Source organism: Paraburkholderia monticola, assembly GCF_001580545.1.
Classification (GTDB): domain Bacteria; phylum Pseudomonadota; class Gammaproteobacteria; order Burkholderiales; family Burkholderiaceae; genus Paraburkholderia; species Paraburkholderia monticola.
This window is the reverse complement of sequence record NZ_LRBG01000012.1, coordinates 201,479-221,018: the sequence shown is the minus strand read 5'-3', so window position 1 is coordinate 221,018 and position 19,540 is coordinate 201,479. Positions and strand designations below refer to the sequence as shown.

The 19,540-nt window shown below is 61.3% G+C and carries 18 protein-coding genes; 12 read left to right on the top strand and 6 right to left on the bottom strand.

Going from position 1 to position 19,540, the window contains the following annotated elements:
* Positions 1 to 35: 35 nt before the first annotated feature.
* Genes CI15_RS15640 through CI15_RS15620 form a run of 5 tightly spaced genes read left to right on the top strand, consistent with a single transcriptional unit; the run spans position 36 to position 5,126 of the window.
* Positions 36 to 2,459: an ATP-binding protein gene (locus CI15_RS15640; RefSeq protein WP_062129235.1), complete on the top strand. Its 2,424-nt coding sequence runs from the start codon at positions 36 to 38 to the stop codon at positions 2,457 to 2,459.
* The gene (locus CI15_RS15635; protein WP_062129234.1) at positions 2,452 to 3,183 is read left to right on the top strand and encodes a methyl-accepting chemotaxis protein; all 732 of its coding nucleotides are present in this window, start codon (positions 2,452 to 2,454) and stop codon (positions 3,181 to 3,183) included. The genes CI15_RS15640 and CI15_RS15635 overlap by 8 nt, the downstream gene beginning before the upstream one ends.
* Complete coding sequence (locus CI15_RS15630) at positions 3,180 to 3,719, top strand: hypothetical protein (RefSeq protein ID WP_062129233.1); 540 nt, start codon at positions 3,180 to 3,182, stop codon at positions 3,717 to 3,719. Before CI15_RS15635 ends, CI15_RS15630 begins: the two co-directional genes overlap by 4 nt.
* Before the next feature lie 29 nt (positions 3,720 to 3,748).
* Positions 3,749 to 4,729, top strand: coding sequence for a chemotaxis protein CheX (locus CI15_RS15625; RefSeq protein ID WP_062129232.1), 981 nt, complete (start codon positions 3,749 to 3,751; stop codon positions 4,727 to 4,729).
* Positions 4,730 to 4,760: 31 nt separating this feature from the next.
* Positions 4,761 to 5,126 (top strand): response regulator, encoded by a 366-nt coding sequence (locus tag CI15_RS15620; protein ID WP_062129231.1) that lies wholly within the window; start codon positions 4,761 to 4,763, stop codon positions 5,124 to 5,126.
* A gap of 41 nt (positions 5,127 to 5,167) precedes the next feature.
* Here CI15_RS15620 and gmd read toward each other — a convergent pair whose 3' ends face one another.
* From gmd to CI15_RS36520, 4 genes are all read right to left on the bottom strand, one after another.
* The gene (gene gmd / locus CI15_RS15615; protein ID WP_062129230.1) at positions 5,168 to 6,211 is read right to left on the bottom strand and encodes a GDP-mannose 4,6-dehydratase; all 1,044 of its coding nucleotides are present in this window, start codon (positions 6,209 to 6,211) and stop codon (positions 5,168 to 5,170) included.
* A gap of 54 nt (positions 6,212 to 6,265) precedes the next feature.
* Positions 6,266 to 7,003: an SGNH/GDSL hydrolase family protein gene (locus CI15_RS15610; protein ID WP_062129229.1), complete on the bottom strand. Its 738-nt coding sequence runs from the start codon at positions 7,001 to 7,003 to the stop codon at positions 6,266 to 6,268.
* Positions 7,000 to 8,082, bottom strand: coding sequence for an acyltransferase family protein (locus CI15_RS15605; protein ID WP_062129228.1), 1,083 nt, complete (start codon positions 8,080 to 8,082; stop codon positions 7,000 to 7,002). The genes CI15_RS15610 and CI15_RS15605 overlap by 4 nt, the downstream gene beginning before the upstream one ends.
* A 249-nt stretch (positions 8,083 to 8,331) precedes the next feature.
* A complete protein-coding gene (locus CI15_RS36520) occupies positions 8,332 to 8,529 on the bottom strand; it encodes a hypothetical protein (protein WP_153041118.1) in 198 nt (65 codons plus the stop codon).
* Positions 8,530 to 8,637: 108 nt separating this feature from the next.
* On the opposite strand from CI15_RS36520, the gene CI15_RS15600 reads away from it, so the two are divergent.
* From CI15_RS15600 to CI15_RS15590, 3 genes are read left to right on the top strand one after another with little or no spacing between them, the layout of a single operon-like run.
* On the top strand, positions 8,638 to 10,764 hold the full coding sequence (locus tag CI15_RS15600) for an NHL repeat-containing protein (RefSeq protein WP_241495852.1): 2,127 nt from the start codon (positions 8,638 to 8,640) through the stop codon (positions 10,762 to 10,764).
* Between the two features lie 60 nt (positions 10,765 to 10,824).
* Positions 10,825 to 12,291: a flippase gene (locus CI15_RS15595; protein ID WP_062129226.1), complete on the top strand. Its 1,467-nt coding sequence runs from the start codon at positions 10,825 to 10,827 to the stop codon at positions 12,289 to 12,291.
* Entirely contained in the window at positions 12,288 to 14,741 is a 2,454-nt protein-coding gene (locus CI15_RS15590) for a glycosyltransferase family 4 protein (RefSeq protein WP_062129225.1), read from the top strand. The genes CI15_RS15595 and CI15_RS15590 overlap by 4 nt, the downstream gene beginning before the upstream one ends.
* Before the next feature lie 99 nt (positions 14,742 to 14,840).
* On the opposite strand, the gene CI15_RS38245 is transcribed toward CI15_RS15590, so the two are convergent.
* Entirely contained in the window at positions 14,841 to 15,299 is a 459-nt protein-coding gene (locus CI15_RS38245) for a lysozyme inhibitor LprI family protein (RefSeq protein WP_075643706.1), read from the bottom strand.
* Between the two features lie 634 nt (positions 15,300 to 15,933).
* Here CI15_RS38245 and CI15_RS15585 point away from each other — a divergent pair.
* From CI15_RS15585 to CI15_RS35350, 3 genes are all read left to right on the top strand, one after another.
* Positions 15,934 to 16,233, top strand: a complete 300-nt coding sequence (locus tag CI15_RS15585) for a hypothetical protein (RefSeq protein WP_241495849.1) — start codon at positions 15,934 to 15,936, stop codon at positions 16,231 to 16,233.
* 3 nt (positions 16,234 to 16,236) lie between these two features.
* Positions 16,237 to 16,944 (top strand): M35 family metalloendopeptidase, encoded by a 708-nt coding sequence (locus CI15_RS35355; protein WP_075643705.1) that lies wholly within the window; start codon positions 16,237 to 16,239, stop codon positions 16,942 to 16,944.
* 92 nt (positions 16,945 to 17,036) lie between these two features.
* Positions 17,037 to 17,483 carry an OmpA family protein gene (locus tag CI15_RS35350; RefSeq protein ID WP_241495848.1) on the top strand — a complete coding sequence of 149 codons (447 nt, stop codon included), beginning with the start codon at positions 17,037 to 17,039 and terminating at the stop codon, positions 17,481 to 17,483.
* Positions 17,484 to 17,733: 250 nt separating this feature from the next.
* On the opposite strand, the gene CI15_RS15575 is transcribed toward CI15_RS35350, so the two are convergent.
* Positions 17,734 to 18,981 (bottom strand): acyltransferase family protein, encoded by a 1,248-nt coding sequence (locus CI15_RS15575; RefSeq protein ID WP_062129223.1) that lies wholly within the window; start codon positions 18,979 to 18,981, stop codon positions 17,734 to 17,736.
* Between the two features lie 257 nt (positions 18,982 to 19,238).
* Between CI15_RS15575 and CI15_RS37300 the strand changes: the two genes are divergently transcribed.
* Positions 19,239 to 19,382 carry a hypothetical protein gene (locus CI15_RS37300; protein WP_162842052.1) on the top strand — a complete coding sequence of 48 codons (144 nt, stop codon included), beginning with the start codon at positions 19,239 to 19,241 and terminating at the stop codon, positions 19,380 to 19,382.
* Positions 19,383 to 19,540: the final 158 nt, after the last annotated feature.

Genomic DNA, 19,540 nt, shown 5'->3' with positions numbered 1-19,540 from the left:
GAGACCATGTATTTCAAGATCTCGGGGATTCTCAGATGACCATCCGTCACCGCATTACGCTTCTCGTCATTCTGATGCTGGTCGCGCTATCCGCCATTGGGGGATACGCGGTGCTTCAGACCCGCAACAGCGCCGCCGACGTCAGGCAGGTTACCCAGGGCGTGGTGCCGAGCGCGCTCGCGTCGGCCGACCTCGTGTCGCAGGTCAAGGACGTTCAGCTCGCGATGATGACGCTCGTCTATGCGCCCGACGCGAATATGGTCGCGCAGGCTCAGGCGCTACTGAAGAGCAAGGAAGCCTCGTTGCAGGCGGCGCTCGACGTGCAGGCCAAGGCCGCACGAGGTCAGGCGCAAACCGGCCTCGTGAGCCAGGCGCGCGAGAGCCTCGCGAACTATTTCAACGCGGTCAACGACACCGCGAAGATGAAGGCCGACGGCAAGAACGAGCTGGCACAGGCCTATCTGTTCGCGAACGTCGCGCAATACCGCGATGAGCTCGAAGGCATCGTGGAGACGCTGCGCATCGAAAAGAACCGTCAGAAGGACGCCGCGATCGACGCGCTGAACAGCGCGCTCGCCACGACGACGACGGCGATCGGCGCGGCCACGGGCGCTGCCATCGTCCTGCTGGTGCTGATCAGCGCGCTGCTGTATCGCCAGATCACGCGTCCGCTGAGCCGGATGCAGGCGGAGATGAGCGAGATCGCGACGAGCCAGGACTTCACGCGCCGCGTGCCGGTCGGCCGCATGGACGAGATCGGTCATTCGATCGTCGCGTTCAACGGCATGATCGAGCAGATCCAGCACAGCTCGCTGCAACTGAAACAGAAGACCGCCGATATCCAGGCGATGCTGCAGAACATGCAGCAGGGCATTCTGACGGTGGTCGAAGGCGTGATCGTGCATCCGGAGTACTCCGCCTATCTCGAAGCGATCTTCGAGACGCGCGACATCGCGGGCCGACCGTTGCTCGATCTCGTGTTCGGCGGCACCGATATCAGCAGCGACACGCTCGCGCAGATCGAAGCGGCGCTGCAGGCCTGCATCGGCGAAGACAGCATGAACTTCGCGTTCAACCAGCATCTGCTCGTCAACGAGATCGCGAAGCCGATGGCCGATGGCCGCGTGAAGACGCTCGATCTGAGCTGGTCGGCCATCACCGACGAACATGACGTGGTGCTGCGCCTGATGCTGTGCGTGCGCGACGTGACCGAACTGCGCGCGCTCGCCGCCGAGGCCGGCGAGCAGAAACGCCGGCTGGAAATGATCGGCGAAATCCTCGCGGTCAGCCAGGAGAAGTTCCATCACTTCGTCGAAAGCGCGACGGGCTTTATCAGCGAAAACGAGCGGATCATCCGTCAGCATCACGCGCCGAGTCACGAAGCCGTCGCAGAGTTGTTCCGCAACATGCATACGGTCAAGGGCAATGCACGCACGTACAGCCTTCAGCATCTGACCGGCATCGTGCACGAAACCGAGCAGCGCTACGACGCGCTGCGTCGCGCGGAGACCACCGAAGCGTGGGACCAGCAGCTTCTGATCGAGGACCTGCAGCGGGTCAAGGCGGCGCTCGAAACCTACGCGACGATCAACGAAGTGAGCCTCGGCCGCAAGGGTCCGGGCCAGCGCGGTGCGGTGGACCGCTTCCTGATGGTCGATCGCGAGTTGATCCAGCGGCAGTTGGCGCTCGTCGAAAGCGCCGATCCGGCCGACCCGCAGGCCCTCGTATCGATGCGCGACTCGTTGCAGCGCGAGTTGCGGTTGCTCGGCACCGAATCGATCTTCGAGGCGCTCGCGGGCGTGCTCGAATCGCTGCCGTCTCTGGCTGCGGAACTCGGCAAAGAGGCGCCGGTGGTCAGCATCGACAACAACGGCTACCGCGTGCGCAGCGAGGTCAGCGGCACGCTGCGCAATGTATTCACGCACCTGCTGCGCAATTCGGTCGACCACGGCATCGAGTCCGCCGCCGAGCGTGTCGCGCTCGGCAAGGATGCGGCCGGCGTCATCGAACTGGAAGTGGGCGTCGATCATCACGCGTTGCAGATCACGATCAGCGACGACGGTCGCGGTCTCGCGCTCGCGAAAATCCGGGCGGCCGCGATCGAACGCGGCTGGATCGACGCCGATGCCGCACTCAGCGACGAAACGATTGCCGAGTTGATCTTCCGTTCCGGCTTCTCGACCGCGCAGAGCGTCAGCGAGATTTCAGGGCGCGGGGTCGGCATGGATGCCGTGCGCGATTTCGTGCGGCGCGAGCAGGGCCGCATCGAATTGCGCTTCACCGACGATCGTCGCGGCGCGGACTATCGCCGCTTCCAGACCGTCGTGTCGTTCCCCGAGGACTGGGCGGTGGACAGTCTCGACGCATCCGCCGAGGAGGCGCGGCAGCGTGACGTGGATGCGGTAGCGGGCACGCGGCCTGATGGATTGACCGAAGCGATGGGAGCAGGGCGTGTTTGAAAGCTATCTTCTGGCGGCGGGCGTGGGCGGTATCGTCGCAGCACTCGCCGCGGGAATTTTTTATCGTCGCAAGCTTCGCGCTGTCGTGAACGCGCAGCGTGTCGACGCGCTCGCGCGGCAGGCCGTCGAACAACAGTTGCATGAAGCGAACGGGCTCGTCGAGCAGGCGAGCCGCGAGCGCGCCGCGTTGGAGGCGATGCTCGCCGATCTGCGCGCGCAGGCCGGGCAGTGGGCGCACGAGCGCGATGCGTTGCAGGCGTCCCTCGACGCCGCCGCCGCGCACAGCGACGAATGGCTGCAACATGCCGCGAAGATCGCGCAGGAGGCCGCCCGCCTGAAGGCCTTGACCATCACGTTCGAGCGTTGGCACGAGCAGATGATTTCGCTGATGTCGCAGAACCGCGACATGCACAAGAAGAACCAGGAGCTGTCGTCGATCGTGCAGCACGTGCTGATCGTGTCGCTGAACGCGTCGATCGAAGCGGCGCGCGCCGGCACCGCGGGCCGTGGCTTTTCCATCGTCGCGGGTGAAGTGCGCTCGCTGGCGTCGCGCTCGCAAGAGTTGTCGAAGAGCTATCGCGAGAGTCTGCATCGCAATGACCTGACGACGGCCGCGACGTTTCAGGACATTCAGGCCGGCGGCAAGATGATCACCGCGTCGCTCGGCGGCGTCGAGGTGCTCGCGAACCAGTTTCAATCCCGGCTCGAGCAGGCCGCAGCGTGATTAGCGATCAGGCGAAGCAAAGCATCGCGGACATCTTCTGTCACGCGGCTCGCGCGAGATTGCCCGCGACGCCGGGCGACCCGTGCGAGATCACCGCGGTGCCGAGGTGGGATCGCGAGCATCCCGCTGGTCCTTACGCGATGGCGTTGACGATCTCGTCGATCGGCTTCCGGCTGCTGTTCGTGCTGCACTTCGGCAAGGACGACGCGACGCGCGCCTACTACGCGAGCGGCGACACGACCCGTTCGCTGTCGGAGACGCTGATGGAACTCGGCAATCTGTGCTGCGGCTACATGAACCAGCAACTGGTCACGCACTTCCCCGATCTCGGCATGTCGACGCCGTATGAATTGAATAGCGCCTGTGTCGAGTATCTCGACGAGTTGCGACCCGATCAGGTCTGGACCTACGAGCTGACGATCGGCGCAGCGGTGCGCCTTGGTGTCACGCTTTGCCTGTGCGCTCAGGCGCCGCTCGATTTCAAAGCCGAGTTTGCCGTGGCCGACGAGGCCGAAGGCGAACTCGAACTCTTCTAGCAACACTTGCATTCGCAGACTGAAACACCATGAATACCAGCAAGCCCGTCAGCAAGGTGCTCGTGCTCGACGATTGTCCAGCCCACGCGCAAGCGCTGAAGCACTTTTTCGACGAACACAACCTGATTGCACTGAAAGTGCGTGACAGCAGCCGGCTCGGCTCGGTACTGGCCACCAATATCGATCTCGGCGGCGTTCTGCTCGCGCACGATTACGGTGGCTCGGTCGAGCAGGCCGCAACGGCCGCCGCGCGGATCAATACGGTGCGGCCCGAACTGCCGGTGATCCTGCGCTCGAGCGGCGACGTGCCGCCCGACCAGCTTCCCCGCGCGTTGACGAGCGCCGCGTGCGCGAGTTTCGATGGCGCCGACATGACGGCCTTGCGCGCGGCCGTCGATCGATACATCTTCAGCCTCGACTTCCCGAATGCGCTCGTGCGCGGTATCGCGGAGATCACGGAAGCGCGGCTCGCCACGTTGTTCGATGACGTCACGGTGCGACGGGACACGCCGAGCATCGTGCGGGATCGGATCATCTTCGGCGAGGTGTTCAGCCTGATTCCGCTCGAAGGCACCTGGTGCCGCGGTTATATGTTGATGCAGGCCGAAGAGGAGCCGCTGCTCGGCATGATCGAACGCGATCGCGCGGCACGGCAGGTCGGCGTCGGCCCGGCGCAAGCGGGCTTTCGCGATCTGAACAACGTGCTCGGCGAACTGACCAATCTGATCTGGGGGGCGTTCAAGGACCGCTTCCTTGGCGAGCGGCACGCTCGCGAAGCGAGTCAGGTGCAGGTGCCGCTACTCGTCAATCACAAGCATCGCTACATCTCGTTCGGTTCGGACAATCCGCAGCTGCGGTTCGAATATCGATTGACCGACGAGGCGAGCGGACAGTCGGTGGCGATCGACCAGCGCTTCGTTTTCAATCTGAGCTGGTCACCCGAAGATTTTTCTGAAAACACGGTGGATGTCGACGATCTCGTCGAGTCCGGCGAACTGGATCTGTTTTGATACAACGCGTCGGTGACGCAAGGGAATGGCTATGGCAAAGATTCTGGTGGTGGACGATTCGAGCACGGTACGCGATGAAGTCGCGGGCTTTCTGACGAAAAACGGTCTCGATGTCGCGACGGCCATCGACGGCAAGGATGGGCTTGCCAAGCTGAAGACGGATTCGGGTATCCGCCTGATCGTCAGCGACGTGAACATGCCGAACATGGACGGCCTGACGATGGTCGAAAAAATCCGCGGCGAGCTCGCGAACAAGAGCGTCAACGTGATCATGCTGACGACCGAAAGCAGCCCGGCCATGAAAGAGCGCGGCAAAGCCGCCGGCGTGAAGGGCTGGATCGTCAAGCCGTTCAAGGGCGATGCGGTGCTGGAGACGTTCAGAAAGCTCGCGGGCTGAGCAGCCGTGCGCGGCGAGAGCCGCCGCCCACGGCCGCCGCCTCAGAACGTCTCGTGCTGCTCGTTGCGCGCGATGTCCGCCTGCACCATCATCTGGCACAACTGTTCGAGCGTGGTCTGCGGTTGCCAGCCGAGCGTGTCGCGCGCCTTGTCCGCGCAGCCGATCAGCAGGTCCACTTCGGCCGGCCGATAGAACTTCGGATTCACGCGCACGAGCGTCTTGCCGGTCGCGACGTCGATGCCGATCTCGCGTTCATCCTTGCCCGACCATTCGAGCTGGAAGCCCGCCGCCGTGAACGCCATGCGCACGAAATCGCGAACCGTCTCGGTGCGGCCGGTCGCGAGCACGAAGGTGTCGGGCGTGTCGACCTGCAACATGCGCCACATACCCTCGACGTATTCGAGCGCGAAGCCCCAGTCGCGCTGCGCGCTCAGGTTGCCGAGTTCGAGCACCTCCTGTTTGCCGAGCTTGATCTTCGCGACCGTGTCGCTGATCTTGCGCGTGACGAATTCGCGGCCACGCAGCGGCGATTCGTGATTGAACAGAATGCCGCTGCTCGCGAACAGGTTGTACGACTCGCGATAGTTGATCGTCGACCAGTGCGCGAACACCTTGGCGACACCATACGGACTGCGCGGATAGAACGGCGTGTTCTCGCGTTGCGGCACCGCCTGCACGAGGCCGAACATCTCGGAGGTCGACGCCTGATAGAAGCGCGTCTTCGGGCTCAGGATGCGCAGCCCTTCGAGCAGATTCAGCGCGCCGATGCCGGTCACTTCGGCGGTCGTCACGGGCTGGTCGAACGACACGCCGACGAAGCTCTGCGCGGCGAGGTTGTACAGCTCGTCGGGCTGGCTGCTGCCGAGCAGGCGCAGCGTCGAGCCGAGGTCGGTGAGGTCGTGTTCGACCAGACGCAGATTCGGATGATCGAGCACGCCAAGCTCGAGCATGCGCCAGAAGTTGACCGAACTCGTGCGCCGGTAGGTGCCCGTCACGTGATAGCCCTTGTCGAGCAGCAGCCGGGTCAGATAGGCGCCGTCCTGTCCGGAGACGCCGGTGATGATCGCTTTGCGTGGTTGGCTCATAGCTTGCCTTCTAGTTTGTGAATGAAATAAAGCACAACGTCCGAAAAAATTTGCTCACGGTGTGTCGTCGAGCAGCCGTCGCACCAGCGGTTCGACGACCCGATAATCCTGTTCGGCCTTGAGCCGGTAGAGCTCCGGCTTCGGATGCGCGCCGTCCGACATCAGCGCCTTCCAGTCCGGCAGGCTGCTCACATAGGCATACTGATCGACGAGCGGCACGCGCTGCTCGGCGGCGACGCGGCGCGTCATCGCGACCATCTCCGCCAGCTTCGCGTTGAGCCGCTTGTCGGGCATCGGGTTCGAGGTCTGCAAAACCGGCTCCTTGCCGAGTTCGCGTGCGATCTGCACGAGCGTCGTTTCGGCCGCGTAGAACTGCGCGGGCGTCTGGTTTTGCATCACCTCGTTGATGCCGTAGTTGATCAGCACGATCCGGGCGGGCGAGGCCGTGAGGCGTTCGCGCCACGGCAAGCCCGCCGTCGGGCCCGCGCGGCGATTGCCGGTGCCGTCGCGCAACTGCGCGGCCATCGTGCCGCCGACGCCGTAGTTCATGACCTGCACGCGTTCGCCGTCGTGCGCCTGCAAGGCCTGCTGCAACCCGGTCACGGCGTTGCGCGCTTGCGGACCGCAGTGGCCGTCGGCGCAGGTGATGCCGAGCGTCGTCGAATCGCCATAGGCTTCGATCAGCACGGGCGTGGGCGATGGCGCGACGGCCGCGCTCGTTGCGGGCGCGAGCAGCGTCAGCGCCGTGACGACGCCCGACACACCCGCAGCCATACCGGCGCGGCGACTCATGCGCGCGTTTGCGGCGCTTGCCGCGCAACGTTGGCACCGGTGCTGGCCGTCGTTCTCGCGCCGCGCGCGCCGAAAATCAGGCGCTTCTCGAAGGCGAACCACGTGATGCTCGCGTACACGAGCGTGATTGCGAGCGCGATCGCGGCGCTCAGATAGCGATTCAGATGCAGTGGCCAGACCATGTACAGCACGCTCAGGTGGATCAGATAGATCGTGTAGCTGATCGTGCCGATATAAACGAGCACGGGATTGCAGAGGAGCCGCTTCACGATGCCCTTGCTCTGCAGCGCGATCACGACGATCGACGTGCACAGCACCAGCGACACGCTATAGAGCCCCGCATTCGACAACGGTGTATTGGCCGCGCGAAAACGCGGGAAGTGCAGATGCAGCCACGCCAGCACCGCGAGCGCGGCCAGCGCGCCGAGCACCGCGAGTGCCTTGAACGGTTCGAGCGCGTCGCGATCGCGCCGCACGGCCACCGCGAGCAGTGCGCCGGCCGCGAGCAGATCCATGCGGAACGGCGTGAGGTAATAGATCGGCCAGAACGTGTCGAACCACGGGGTCGCGACGGCGCGCAGCACCGGCACCAGCACGATCAGCGCGGCCGCCACCAGCCCGAGCAGACGCTCGGGCACGAGCAGGATCACGAACGGCCAGAAGATATAGAACTGCTCTTCGACCGCGAGCGACCACAGCACGTTGAGGCTGTCGTGACCGCTCTGATTCAGCGCATCGCCGATATTGGTGGCGAAAAACGCATACCAGTACCAATGCTGCGCCCAGGCGAGGCCGAACAGCACCGACGACACGGCCATCAGCAGCAGGTAGGGCGGCAGGATGCGGCGCGCGCGCCGCGCATAGAAATAGCTGAAATACGACTGCTGCCGCGACTTGCGATCGAGCAGGATCCCGCTGATCAGAAAGCCGCTCAACACGAAAAACAGATCGACGCCCATCCATAGCGGCGCTTTCAGCGCGTGCTGCGCGAATACCGCGAGCACGGCGATCGCACGCAGACCGTCGAGCTGCACGATGCGGGAGTGGGAGGGCGCGAGGGGCAATGCGCTGGCTGTCATGAACCGTCCAGGGTGTTAGCTGCGATCGATTCTAGGGAAAAGAAAATCGCGAAAAAACTGCTGGCAATTGGCTAAATGAATCAGATTGAAACAGGTTATTTCTTTAGCCATTCCAGATGGATTTATATGTTTGTATCTGAGCATCAGTGCGCCCCGTAATAAATGCGCATTGCGTGATATCGCATCGGTAAGAAAGGCGAATCGTCACGCGAGGCGTCGGCGTTGATCGCAAGCGAGCTTTTTGTCGATTTATAAATCCGTTTCTTTCCATGCATTTAAGTTGGCGAATATTTTTGAATTATTTTCTATTTTCGTCGCCGGATTTTTTCCGATTAACTTAGTCGTGCGGACGACTGCCTTCAGGCGCTGCGCTTGCCTCGCTTGCGCGTCGTTTCGCTTCGCCACATCACCGAATTTCGCCCCACGCGGGCGCAGGTCCGCATGCATTGCGTCGACCGGACATCGATTGGAGGATCCACCTTGCCCTGTTTCGCGTTCAATCGCCGGTTCGCGCTGACGGCCTGCTTTGCCGGCGTCATCGCGGCGTCGGCCTGCATGCCCGCCGACGCCGAAACCGCGTTGAACGCGAGAACCTCATGGATCGGCAATAGCTTCGGCTTTGGCGATGGCACATGGACGCAGATCAACATCACCGCGCTCGCGGTCACGCCCGATGGCAAGGTGTATACGAACGCGCCATGGGACGAAAGCGGCGCCGAAGCGAGCGTCTACCAGGACGGCAAGATGCTCGGCTTCGCGGGCGGCACGCATGGCTGGGGCAACGCCGGTGGCAATGCGATCGCGCTGAACCGCAAGTACGCGTTCGTCGCGATCGCGGTAGGCAATGAGAAAGGGCATCTGGTCGAGCCGGGCGTATGGCCGGAGAAGGGCAAGCAATGGTTCGGCATTTCGCGGCGCCTGATCGACGATCCGAAACGGGTCGCACCATTTCAGCCCGCCGCGAAAACTGCCGACCCGCATGCGCAACTCGCGGCCGGCTTTCTGATGATGAACGAAGTGCCCACCGGCACGAACGCGGAGATCGGCGGGCTCGCCGCAAACGACACGACAGTGTTCGCGGCCAATACCGCGCGCAACCGCATCGAAGTCTACGATGCCGAGTCGATGCAGCAGAAGGCGACGTGGAGCGTGCACGAGCCTGGGCGTATTGCGCTCGCGCCCGACGGCACGTTGTGGGTGCTGAGCGGCACACGCAGCGATCGCGCGCCCGTCATCGAGCACTATACGGCGACCGGGCAGCGGATCGACGAGAGCTTCACGCTGCCGTCCGATACCGTCGCGGTCGATGTCGCCGTCGATGCGCAAGGCCGCGTGCTGATCGCCGACAACGGCCCGCGCCAGCAGGTGCTGTTCTTCTCGAAGCGCGACGGCCGCTACACGGAGTCGGGCACGCTCGGCGAGCGCGGCGGCATTTTCAGCGGCGTCGCGGGGCAGCCGGGGCCGTCGCGTTTCAACGGGCTGACCGGCGTCGGCATCGATGCGCGCGGTAACGTCTACGTGTCGACCAACGGCGTAGGTCCGCGCTACGAGCCGATCGGCGCGGGTCTCGGGGCGACGCTCGAAAGCTATGCGCCGAGCGGCAAGCGCAACTGGCAGGTCGAGGGGCTGCTGTTCGTCGACGGCGCATGGATCGATCCGGCGAGACCCGACAGCGTCTATACCGGCAACAAGCGCTTCGAACTCGATCTGTCGAAGCCGGCCGGACAGGACTGGAAATACGCCGGTTTCCTGTCGAACCGTTTCAAGTACCCGGACGATCCGGTGTTTCACACCGACCAGTATCCGGGCCTGCCGATCGCGCGTCGGTTGAAGGGGCACACGTTCCTCTTTCTGACCGATATGTACGCGGACCATCTGAAGATCTACCGCTTCGATCCGCAGCACGACGGCGAGACCGCGATTCCGTCGGGCTTTATCGCCGGGCGCGAACGCGCGGTCGCGAAGGTGCCGAATGCGCCGCCGGGTGGCGACTGGATCTGGCGCGATGCGAATGGCGACGGCCGCTTCGATCGCGACGAATTCACGCCGAACACGAGCGGCACGAAGCTCGCGGGCGGCTGGGGCTGGTGGGTCGATACGGCCGGCGACATCTGGCGCACGCGCGACACGAAGGGCATCTACCGGTTCCGTTTCGGCGGACTCGACGCGAAGGGTAACCCAGTCTACTCGTATTCGAACCTGACGCAATACCCGGTGCCGGTACCATTCACCGAACTGCATCGCGCGATCTACGAACCCGCTACCGACACGATGTACGTGAGCGGCTATACGGCCGATATGCCGACCGAGCAGGGTTTCTGGAAGGAGGTGGGACGAGTGCTCGTGCGCTACGACAAGTGGTCGAGCGGCAAGCCGGTGCAGCGCTATGCGATTGCCTTGCCGTGGCAGACGCAGAGCAAGCCGATCGCGACGATCATCGGCCTCACCGTCGAGGGGCAATACGTGTTCGGCGTCGAGCCGGTCGGCGCGGTGCACGTGTGGGACAAGGACACGGGCAAGGAACTCGGCGTGATCCGGCCGGGCCCCGAAGTGGGACGCGCCTCGGGCTGGGTCGACGTGCCGAACGGTATCAGCGCGGCAAAGCGCAATGACGGCGAGTACCTCGTGTTCGTCGAGGAAGACGCGCGCGGCAAGGTGCTGATGTACCGATGGAAGCCCTGAGGTCCGCCGAGCTCACCGATGCAGCCGCGCGCAATCTAACCGCAAAACCCAAGGGATTCGATGGATAAGGGCATTCTCAGAAACGTAGCGATCAATTTCTTCGGGCTCGTGCTGCCGACCTTCGTGTCGCTCGTGACCGTGCCGTCGTATATCCGGCTGCTCGGCGTCGAGCGCTACGGCGTGATCAGTCTCGTGTGGACCTTGATCGGCTACTTCGGGATTCTCGATCTCGGCATGAGCATGGCCGCGCAGAACCACATTTCGAAAGCGCGAGCCTCGGGCGATCAGCACGAAAGCGCGCGCGTGTTCTGGAGCGCGACGTGGCTCAATCTGACGACGGGCGTGATCGGCGGTCTGATCATCTACTTCGGCGCGTTCCTGTACACCGCGTATTTCACGAAGGTATCGCCCGAGTTGCAGCACGAGGTCTATATGGCGCTGCCGTGGCTCGCGGTCGCGATTCCGATCGCGAACGTCTCGTGGGTCTTCGCCGGTGCGATCAACGGCGCGGAACGCTTCGGCGTCTACAACACGAACCAGACGATCGGCACGTTCCTGTTCCAGTTGCTGCCGCTCGGTGCCGCGCTGTGGCTCGGCGCGACCTTGCAGAACGTGCTCGCCGCGGCCGTGGTCGCGCGGATTCTCGCGGCCGTGCTGCTCGGCCGCTCCGCGCTGAAAGTGCTTGAAATACGCAGCATTCTGCCGCCGCAGCTCGGCGTCGCGAAGGGGCTGTTCAACTTCGGCGGCTGGATGCTGATCGCGAGCGTGACGACGATGGTCGCCGATTCGCTCGATCGCGTGATGCTCGGCTCGCGGCTCGGCGCGCGTTTCGTCACGTACTACACGGTGCCGCAGAATCTCGTCACGCGTCTGAATATCGTGCCGACGGCGCTGGTGCGCACGCTGTTTCCGCGCCTGTCCGCGGTCGGCCGCGCCGATGCCGACACGATCACGCAGCAGTCGCTCGAATTTCTCAACGGCGTGTTCACGCCGGTCGCGCTCGTCGCGATGCTGGTGCTGGAGCCGTTTCTGCATCTGTGGGTCGGCAACGAAATCGCGACGGTCGCGGCACCCGTGGGTCGCATCATGATCGTCGCCGTGTGGCTCGTTGGCCAGGCGAACGTGACGCGCATCCTGATCCAGTCGCAGGTCAATCCCGCTACCGCCGCGCGCGTCGGTCTCGTCGAGCTGCCGCTGTTCGCGGGCGGCTTGTGGCTCGGCATCACGCATTTCGGGCTGACCGGCGCGGCCGTGGCGGTCGGCGTTCGCGCGCTATTCGACTACGCGGTGCTGCTGCATTTCGCCGCGATCCGCGCGCGCCAGATCGCGCTCGACATGCTCGCCCATCTCGCCTTTCTGCTCGCCAGCCTGTGGCTCGCGAGCTTCCTGCCGAGCCTCGCGCTCGCGATCGCCGCCGGCATGTTGATGGTCGGCGCGAACGTCGCGTGGTCGATCACGATGACGCCCGCCTTGCGCAATCTTGCGCGTTCACTGCTATTGCGACTGAATCCGAGGAAAAGCGCATGAATCAAGACGTCCTTGAAGACAACCTGTTGAGGCCTGCGACACGCAGCGCGCTCGACGAACTCACGAGCGCGCCCGGCGTGCAGCCCGCAACGCGCCGCAGCGCGCCGCGCGCGAACAGGAACGTGCGCATCGCCATCGTGCACGACTGGCTCGTGACCTACGCGGGCGCCGAGAAAGTGCTCGAGCAGATCATCGCGTGCTTTCCGGATGCGGACCTGTTCAGCCTCGTGGATTTTCTCGACGATCGCAGCTTCCTGCGCGGCAAGCCGGTGACGACCTCGTTCATCCAGAAGCTGCCGCTCGCGCGCAGCAAATACCGCTCGTATCTGCCGCTGATGCCGCTCGCGATCGAGCAGCTCGACGTGTCCGCGTACGACGTCGTGATCTCGAGCAGCCATGCGGTCGCGAAGGGCATTCTGACCGGCCCCGACCAGGTGCATATCAGCTACGTGCATTCGCCGATCCGCTATGCGTGGGATTTGCAGCACCAGTATCTACAGCAATCGAAGCTGACCAACGGCCCGAAGTCGGCGCTCGCGCGGCTGATTCTGCATTACATCCGCAACTGGGATATCCGCACCTCGAATTCGGTCGACGGCTTCGTGGCGAACTCGGCGTTCATCGCGCGACGCATCAAGAAGGTCTATCAGCGCGAGGCGCAGGTGATCTTTCCGCCGGTCGACATCGAGGCCTTCACACTGTGCACGCAGAAGGAGGATTTCTATCTGACCGCCTCGCGCATGGTGCCGTACAAGAAGATCGATCTGATCGTCGAGGCGTTCGCGCAGATGCCCGAGCGCAAGCTCGTCGTGATCGGCGACGGACCCGACATGGCGAAGATTCGCGCGAAGGCGGGGCCGAATGTCGAGATCATGGGCTATCAGCCGTTCAAGGTGCTGAAGGACCGCATGAGCCGCGCGAAGGCATTCGTGTTTGCGGCCGAAGAGGACTTCGGCATTTCGGTGGTCGAGGCGCAGGCCTGCGGTACGCCGGTGATTGCGTACGGCAAGGGCGGGGCGCTCGAAACCGTGCGCGATGTGTCGGAGCCTGAACCGACCGGCATGTTCTTCGATGAACAGGATACGGAATCGATCGTCGCGGCGGTCAATCGCTTCGACGGGCTCGCGCACCGGTTCCTGCCCGAAAACTGTCGCGGCAACGCCGAGCAGTTTTCGGCCGCGCAGTTCCGCGAGCGCTTCTTCGCGCAGGTGCGCGCGGCGGTGCCCGCGTTGCGCACGGCGACGCTGCCCGCGTACCAGCCGTATCGGCCGGATACGCAAGACGTCGCGAACGTGCCGCGCATTCTCGCGGTCGACCAGAGCGGCGTGCTCGGCGGGGCCGAGCTGTCGCTGCTGGAGATCGTCAAGGCGCTGCGCTCGCGCATCGAGGTCGTGCTGTTCGACGATGGGCCGTTCCACACCGCGCTCGCGAAGACCGGCGTCGAAGTCAGCGTACTCGATGCGGGTGTGCTGAAAAACGTGCGCAAGCAGGGCGGTTCGATGCCGAAAGGCCAGGCGTTGAAAGGGCTGCTATCGCTCGTGCGCGAAACCGCGAAACGCGCGCACAAGATGGACGTGATCTATGCGAACACGCAGCGAGCGATGGTGATCGGCGCACTGGCCGGCAAGCTCGCGAGACGGCCGGTGGTCTGGCATCTGCGCGACATCGTCAGCGCCGAGCATTTCGGCGGCAAGCAGCTCGCGATCATCAAGTGGTGCGCGCGGCTCGGTCTCACGCATGTGATCGCCAATTCCGCCGCGTCGGCGCAAGCGTTCGCCAAGCTGACGCGATTCGATAGCAGCCGCATCGACGTCGTGTTCAACGGGATTGCCGCGGAGCCGTTCGACGCGTTGCGCACGGTGCCGCAAGCGGTGTTGCGCGAGCGCCTCAATCTGCCGCGCGACGCGTTCCTCGCCGGCTCGTTCAGCCGCCTCGCGCGCTGGAAAGGGCAGCATGTGCTGCTCGAAGCGATGGTGCTCAACCCGCAGATGCATGCGGTGCTGGTCGGCGCGGCGCTGTTTGGGGAAGACCAGTACGAGCTCGAACTGCGTGCGTTCGTCGCCGCGCACCAGCTTGGCTCGCGCGTGCATTTTCTGGGCTTTCAGCACGATATCGCGGCCTGCATGTGTGCGGTCGACGCGGTCGTGCACACGTCGATTACGCCGGAGCCGTTCGGTCGCGTGATCGTCGAGGGGATGCTCGCGCAGCGGCCCGTCGTCGCGTCGCGCGCGGGCGGGGTGCTCGAAATCATCGATGACTACGAGAACGGTGTGCTGTGTACGCCGGGCGATGCGCATGCGCTCGCCGATACGCTTGCCGAATTGCGCTCGAACGATGCGTTGCGCGACAAGCTGGTCACCAATGGTTATCGGACCGCGCAGGAGCGCTTTGGTACGCGCAGCTATGTGGATGGGGTGGCGGGGATTCTGAAGGGTGTGGCGGGGCGGTAAGGCGGTCGCTTTTACGCGGGGGAGACCGAGGGCTTGGCCGGTCCTTGCATGGCGTGACGGAGCGAAGGTCGAATGACCTTCGCTCCGTTTTTTTTGCTGTTATTCGTCTGCATCATGCCTGGTGAGCTCATCAAGTCTGTTTTTTGTTATTCGGGTCATACAGTCCAAAAATACCATATAACGGATTGACGCCGGGCCTAGTAAGTACGTATCAGAGTAACACTCATTATCGCGAACCGTTTTCCAATGTTGCTGAGCCGTCTCGAAATAAGATAGAGCTGGTCGTTCTCCATTCGACTTCAAATCCGCATCGTTCTTTTGGAGATTCGCGTAAATCAACGGTACCCGGTTGGTTAGGATGTCGTTGGCCTTTTCAAAGTAAAAATGAGAGTATTGCCAAAAATCCTCCGTGTTCAATGAGTCTATTTTGAAACGACTTTGTGTTTCAGAGTCGGTCTTTTCCGGAAAAGGAAGTTTTATGAAGATGTACTTTTGAATAATAAAATTCGTCAGAGTATATTGGGTTGCCAAAAATTGTGGGCGATAAAACGAAAACATAAGAAATGAAGTTGTGGCACGTAGCATATGCGTGCCAGGACGTGATGAAAAATCAAATATGTGACATGGCAAATCAGTCAATTCTTCTAGCTTGCCGCAGGCGCCCCGTTACCTTCCCGTTTCTGCGGCTCGACTGGACATTTTCTGAATATTCAGAGATATCAGGCGAATTAACCATTTAAACGAGTCGCAGCGAACAACTTCAATTTGAGATATGACGGGTTTGACAAACATTGGCAAGAATTTAAGAATCGTCAATGTTTGTCAATACTGGATCTATCCCAAATTAAAGCTGTTGACTACGATCCGCTTAGATGGTTAATTCGTCGGGTGTTGTCTGGTAGAAAAGAAGTGGACGAATGGAGCAGCAGAACCAGAAGGGCAGTGAAGCCAAGGAGCAGTGCCATTTGCCGCATCACATGTTGCAGTGCTGGCTAAATGACCTGATGGGGTTGCGTGCACGAATCAACGGATGGGGGTGCATATGAGGATGCGTCCGGCAGCGGAGATCGTTGCTGAAATGAAGGCTCGTTTTGCAGATCTATTTGAGGGATCAGACGGGCTTGACTGTTTCAGTTGTTGCTTGACATTCCAGATATACAAGGGCTTCCCGGATGTGTCTCACGGAACGTCGATGAACGTGCAAGCCGGAGAACAGATTCCGATTAATTCGATCATGGCTCTCCCATCGGGTTACGAGATGAACCAGGCTTTAGGGCATGGCGGGGAATGCCTCTGTCGCGATCGACCTGCGGGTCGTTTCGATGAGCGGTTCATCGTAAAAGATGATGAAGGTAGTCCAGTCGCGAATGTGCGCTATCGCATCTTCGCTAACGGCAAGCAAATTTGTACCGGCATGACAGATTCAGCCGGACTGACAGAGCGGGTTGTAACGCAGGGGCTGAAATTTGTGATGCTAGAAGTGGAGAGATAACATATGAACGACAGTCAGTACGGGTTTAGATCCCCCACCGAGGATGAAGATGACGAGTGGGTCCTCGTTCATCATGGTGCGGTGACTAATACGAACCCTGGATCACTTGTGGAAGTGACAATTAATACCCGGCCAATTTGCTCGAACATGACAAATAAAGAGTTTAGAAAAGAGGTCATGCGTGCACGCGATGTCGGTGTTGAGTTAGTCAAGAGACGCATTGAAGGTCTGGCACGCTGGGACGTGACAGAGCAGGAGCGCGTTACAACCTTTTTCGCACGCGCGGATGAATCCACAAGAAGAGTACTCAGTAGTGGTCTGTCACGATTGGTCACAGCAATGCAGGAACTGGTGCCCGAAAAAATCATTCGATGGGACAGTAAAACAGGCAAGGCGCTTTCATGTGGCCTCAAACCAACTTCCCGAGATACTCAAGCCTCCGTATGCAGGCCTGATTCGGAAAAGCGGATTATCGTTATTCATACGGATTTTTGCAAGAGTCCATTTGGCTTACTGCGGGACGCGTGCAAGATAAAGACGATGATCCACGAATGTACACACTTTACAGATACTTTTAATTCGCGCGACATCGTGTATGGCGATAGGGAATCAGGGCTGCGGATATGGGCGAATAATCATCCAGATGAGGCGATTGAAAATGCGGATAGCATAACCGGATATATAGCAACGTTCGACAAAGTAATATCATGATGAGCGAGAGGATGAGATCTTGGCGCTGCGCACTGGTCGCTGCACTAACCTTATTTACTGGTTTTTGTGGACTGGCTTACGCAGGCCACTCGATGGATAGCGTGGTAGTCAGTAAGCCATCCGCCACATGCCGATTCCTGAAAAGCGTGTATTTGGAGTTGCCATTCAACACGACTGCGCTTTCGAAGGAAAATCGGCAGTTAATTGAAAATGCTGTGAAGGTGGCAAAAAAATGGCCCGATGTGGATATTCAGGCAATCGTAATCGCCGGCGCATATATTGGCGAACGTGATCTGGATATCTTGCAGGGCCGCCGTGGGGAGGTGGTGAAAACGTATCTGAGAAAACTTGGAATTCTAAGTAAAAACATTTATGTCGAACCTGTAACTATGACGGACAGTTATGTGACGAAGCGCCCTGACGGCGAACTTGCTGTTCGGCAAATCGAGATCGAATTAACTCCGATTTGTCGGGGTAGCTGCGAATGGATGTGCGACGATCCAAGGCTTTGGCCACCTGACCCGCCTACCAACCCGTAAACATAGTAACTAGGCCCTGCTTCGGCGGCGCCCCGAAAGCTAGGCCACGCAGGCAAGCGTCGGTTTGCAGGACATACAGGATGCCGTTCAGTGCTGTGCGCTCGTCAGCCTTGTACGAGGACAATCCCCTCTGGGCGACGGCGTGAACACCCAAATCGACGGCTCCAGCGCCACCCATAATTCGTTGCTGATTTGTCGTCTCGCCATGCCGGCACGGATACGGTGGGCATGACTCGATGTCCAGGTCCTGTTACCGCCTTTTAGGCCTCAGGCTCGCCGACCACCTCATCGCGGGCAGTTCGACCAGCCGATAAAACACATAGGCAGCCGGCACGGCGACCACCATATAGCCAAACGACGGCCAGATCGACATCTGCAGCGACGAGCGAAACAGCCACGACGACAGCAGCACGAAGATCGGCAGATGGATCAGATAGAGCGAGAAGCTGAAGTCGCCGAAGCGCGACAGCAAACGCGACACCGCGCGCGCCCAGGTACGAAGCAGCGGACGCACGCCCCGCGCTTCACGAGGTGAGCCATTGCGCCCATCGAGCGCCTTATACAGATAGCACGCGAACCCGAGCGCCCAGATCTGGAACGCACCGTATTGGCCGAAATGAAACGCGACGCAGCCGGCCGCGATCAACGCCGCCGCCAGCACATAGAGCACCGCGGGCGCCCGCGCCTCGCGCGCGCTGCGCGCTTTCGCGTCGGCGATCCACGCGCCGAGCATCCACGAGAACCAGTACGACGTGAAGAACTGCAGATCGTGACGTTCGAGAACGTACGCAGACGCGAGGTTGATCGCGGCGACGAGCCCGAGCGCGGCATTCATGCCGATGCGTCGCCGCAGCGCGAACAGCAACGGATAGATCGCATAGAACTGCACTTCGAGCGACAGCGTCCACAACGCGCCGTTCGAACCATACGTTTTGCCCGCTACACCCTGCAGCGAGAACAGGTTGACCAGAAACGGCTGCCAACCGATGTCGCGAATCTTGTGACTGACGGGCGGCAATTGCAGGCTCGCCGAATCGAGCGCGAAGGTCAGCACGAGCGCCGCGAGCAGCACCGGATAGATACGCGCGAAGCGCCGCAGCCAGAAGTTGCCCGCATCGAGCCGGTAGGCGGGATTGTCGGCGAGCCGCAGCGCGCCGCCGCGATGAATGCAGTAGCCGCTGATCACGAAGAACAGCGGCACGCCGGCCGAGCCCCATGCAATCGGAAACGTCAGATACGCGGCAAGCGTGCTCGGGCTCAGCGCATGTCCGACGCTCTGATGAAACGCCTGCATGCCGACCCACACGATCTGGCGGCAATGAAAATACGCGACCAGCAGCGCGGCGAAGCCACGCAGCGCGTCGATCACGTACTCCTTGCCGGCGCCATCGATACGCGCAGCGCTGCGCGAGTGCGCCACGGCCGGTGTGTTCTGCGTGCGCGGCAGTGGCGGGAGGGGCAGGGATGAGCCGGCGGCATCCAGTGCTGGGTCGCTCATACGCGGTCCTTGTCTGAAGCGGAAATGGGAAAAGAGGAGGCGCAATCGCCATTCGACCGGGTGCCTCGCGCACCCGCGATGCATCCATGCTAGAGCACCGCAATGCTAAAAAATGAATAAAAAATTGCATTGCAAATTAATTGGAACATTGATTTTGTGACGAATTGTAATGACTGGTCGGTGTATCCGAGGTCGAATTATTTGCCGCTTTTGTCGTGCTAATTTAAAGCAAGGATTTTCTGACACGAGGTGAAGTCATGAACCTGCATTTACTCGCCGGCGCGGCCGTGCTGCTGATTCTGGTAGCCGCCTCCGCCTATCGCGATGCGTTGCGCAACGAGCCAATCCGGCGCTATCGCATGAATCCGGGCAAGCAGCCGCCGGTCGACGAACAGCAATGACGCGCTGCCGGAGTCGGCCGTTCGATTACCACGGCAGGCGCGCCGGCGTTCGTCCGAAAGGTAAGACTTTCGGATTTTATTGATTTTTCATTAACGAATAGCGTAATAATTGCCGCTAATTTTTCGCGATATGGCATATCGATTAATGTGCCGAATTA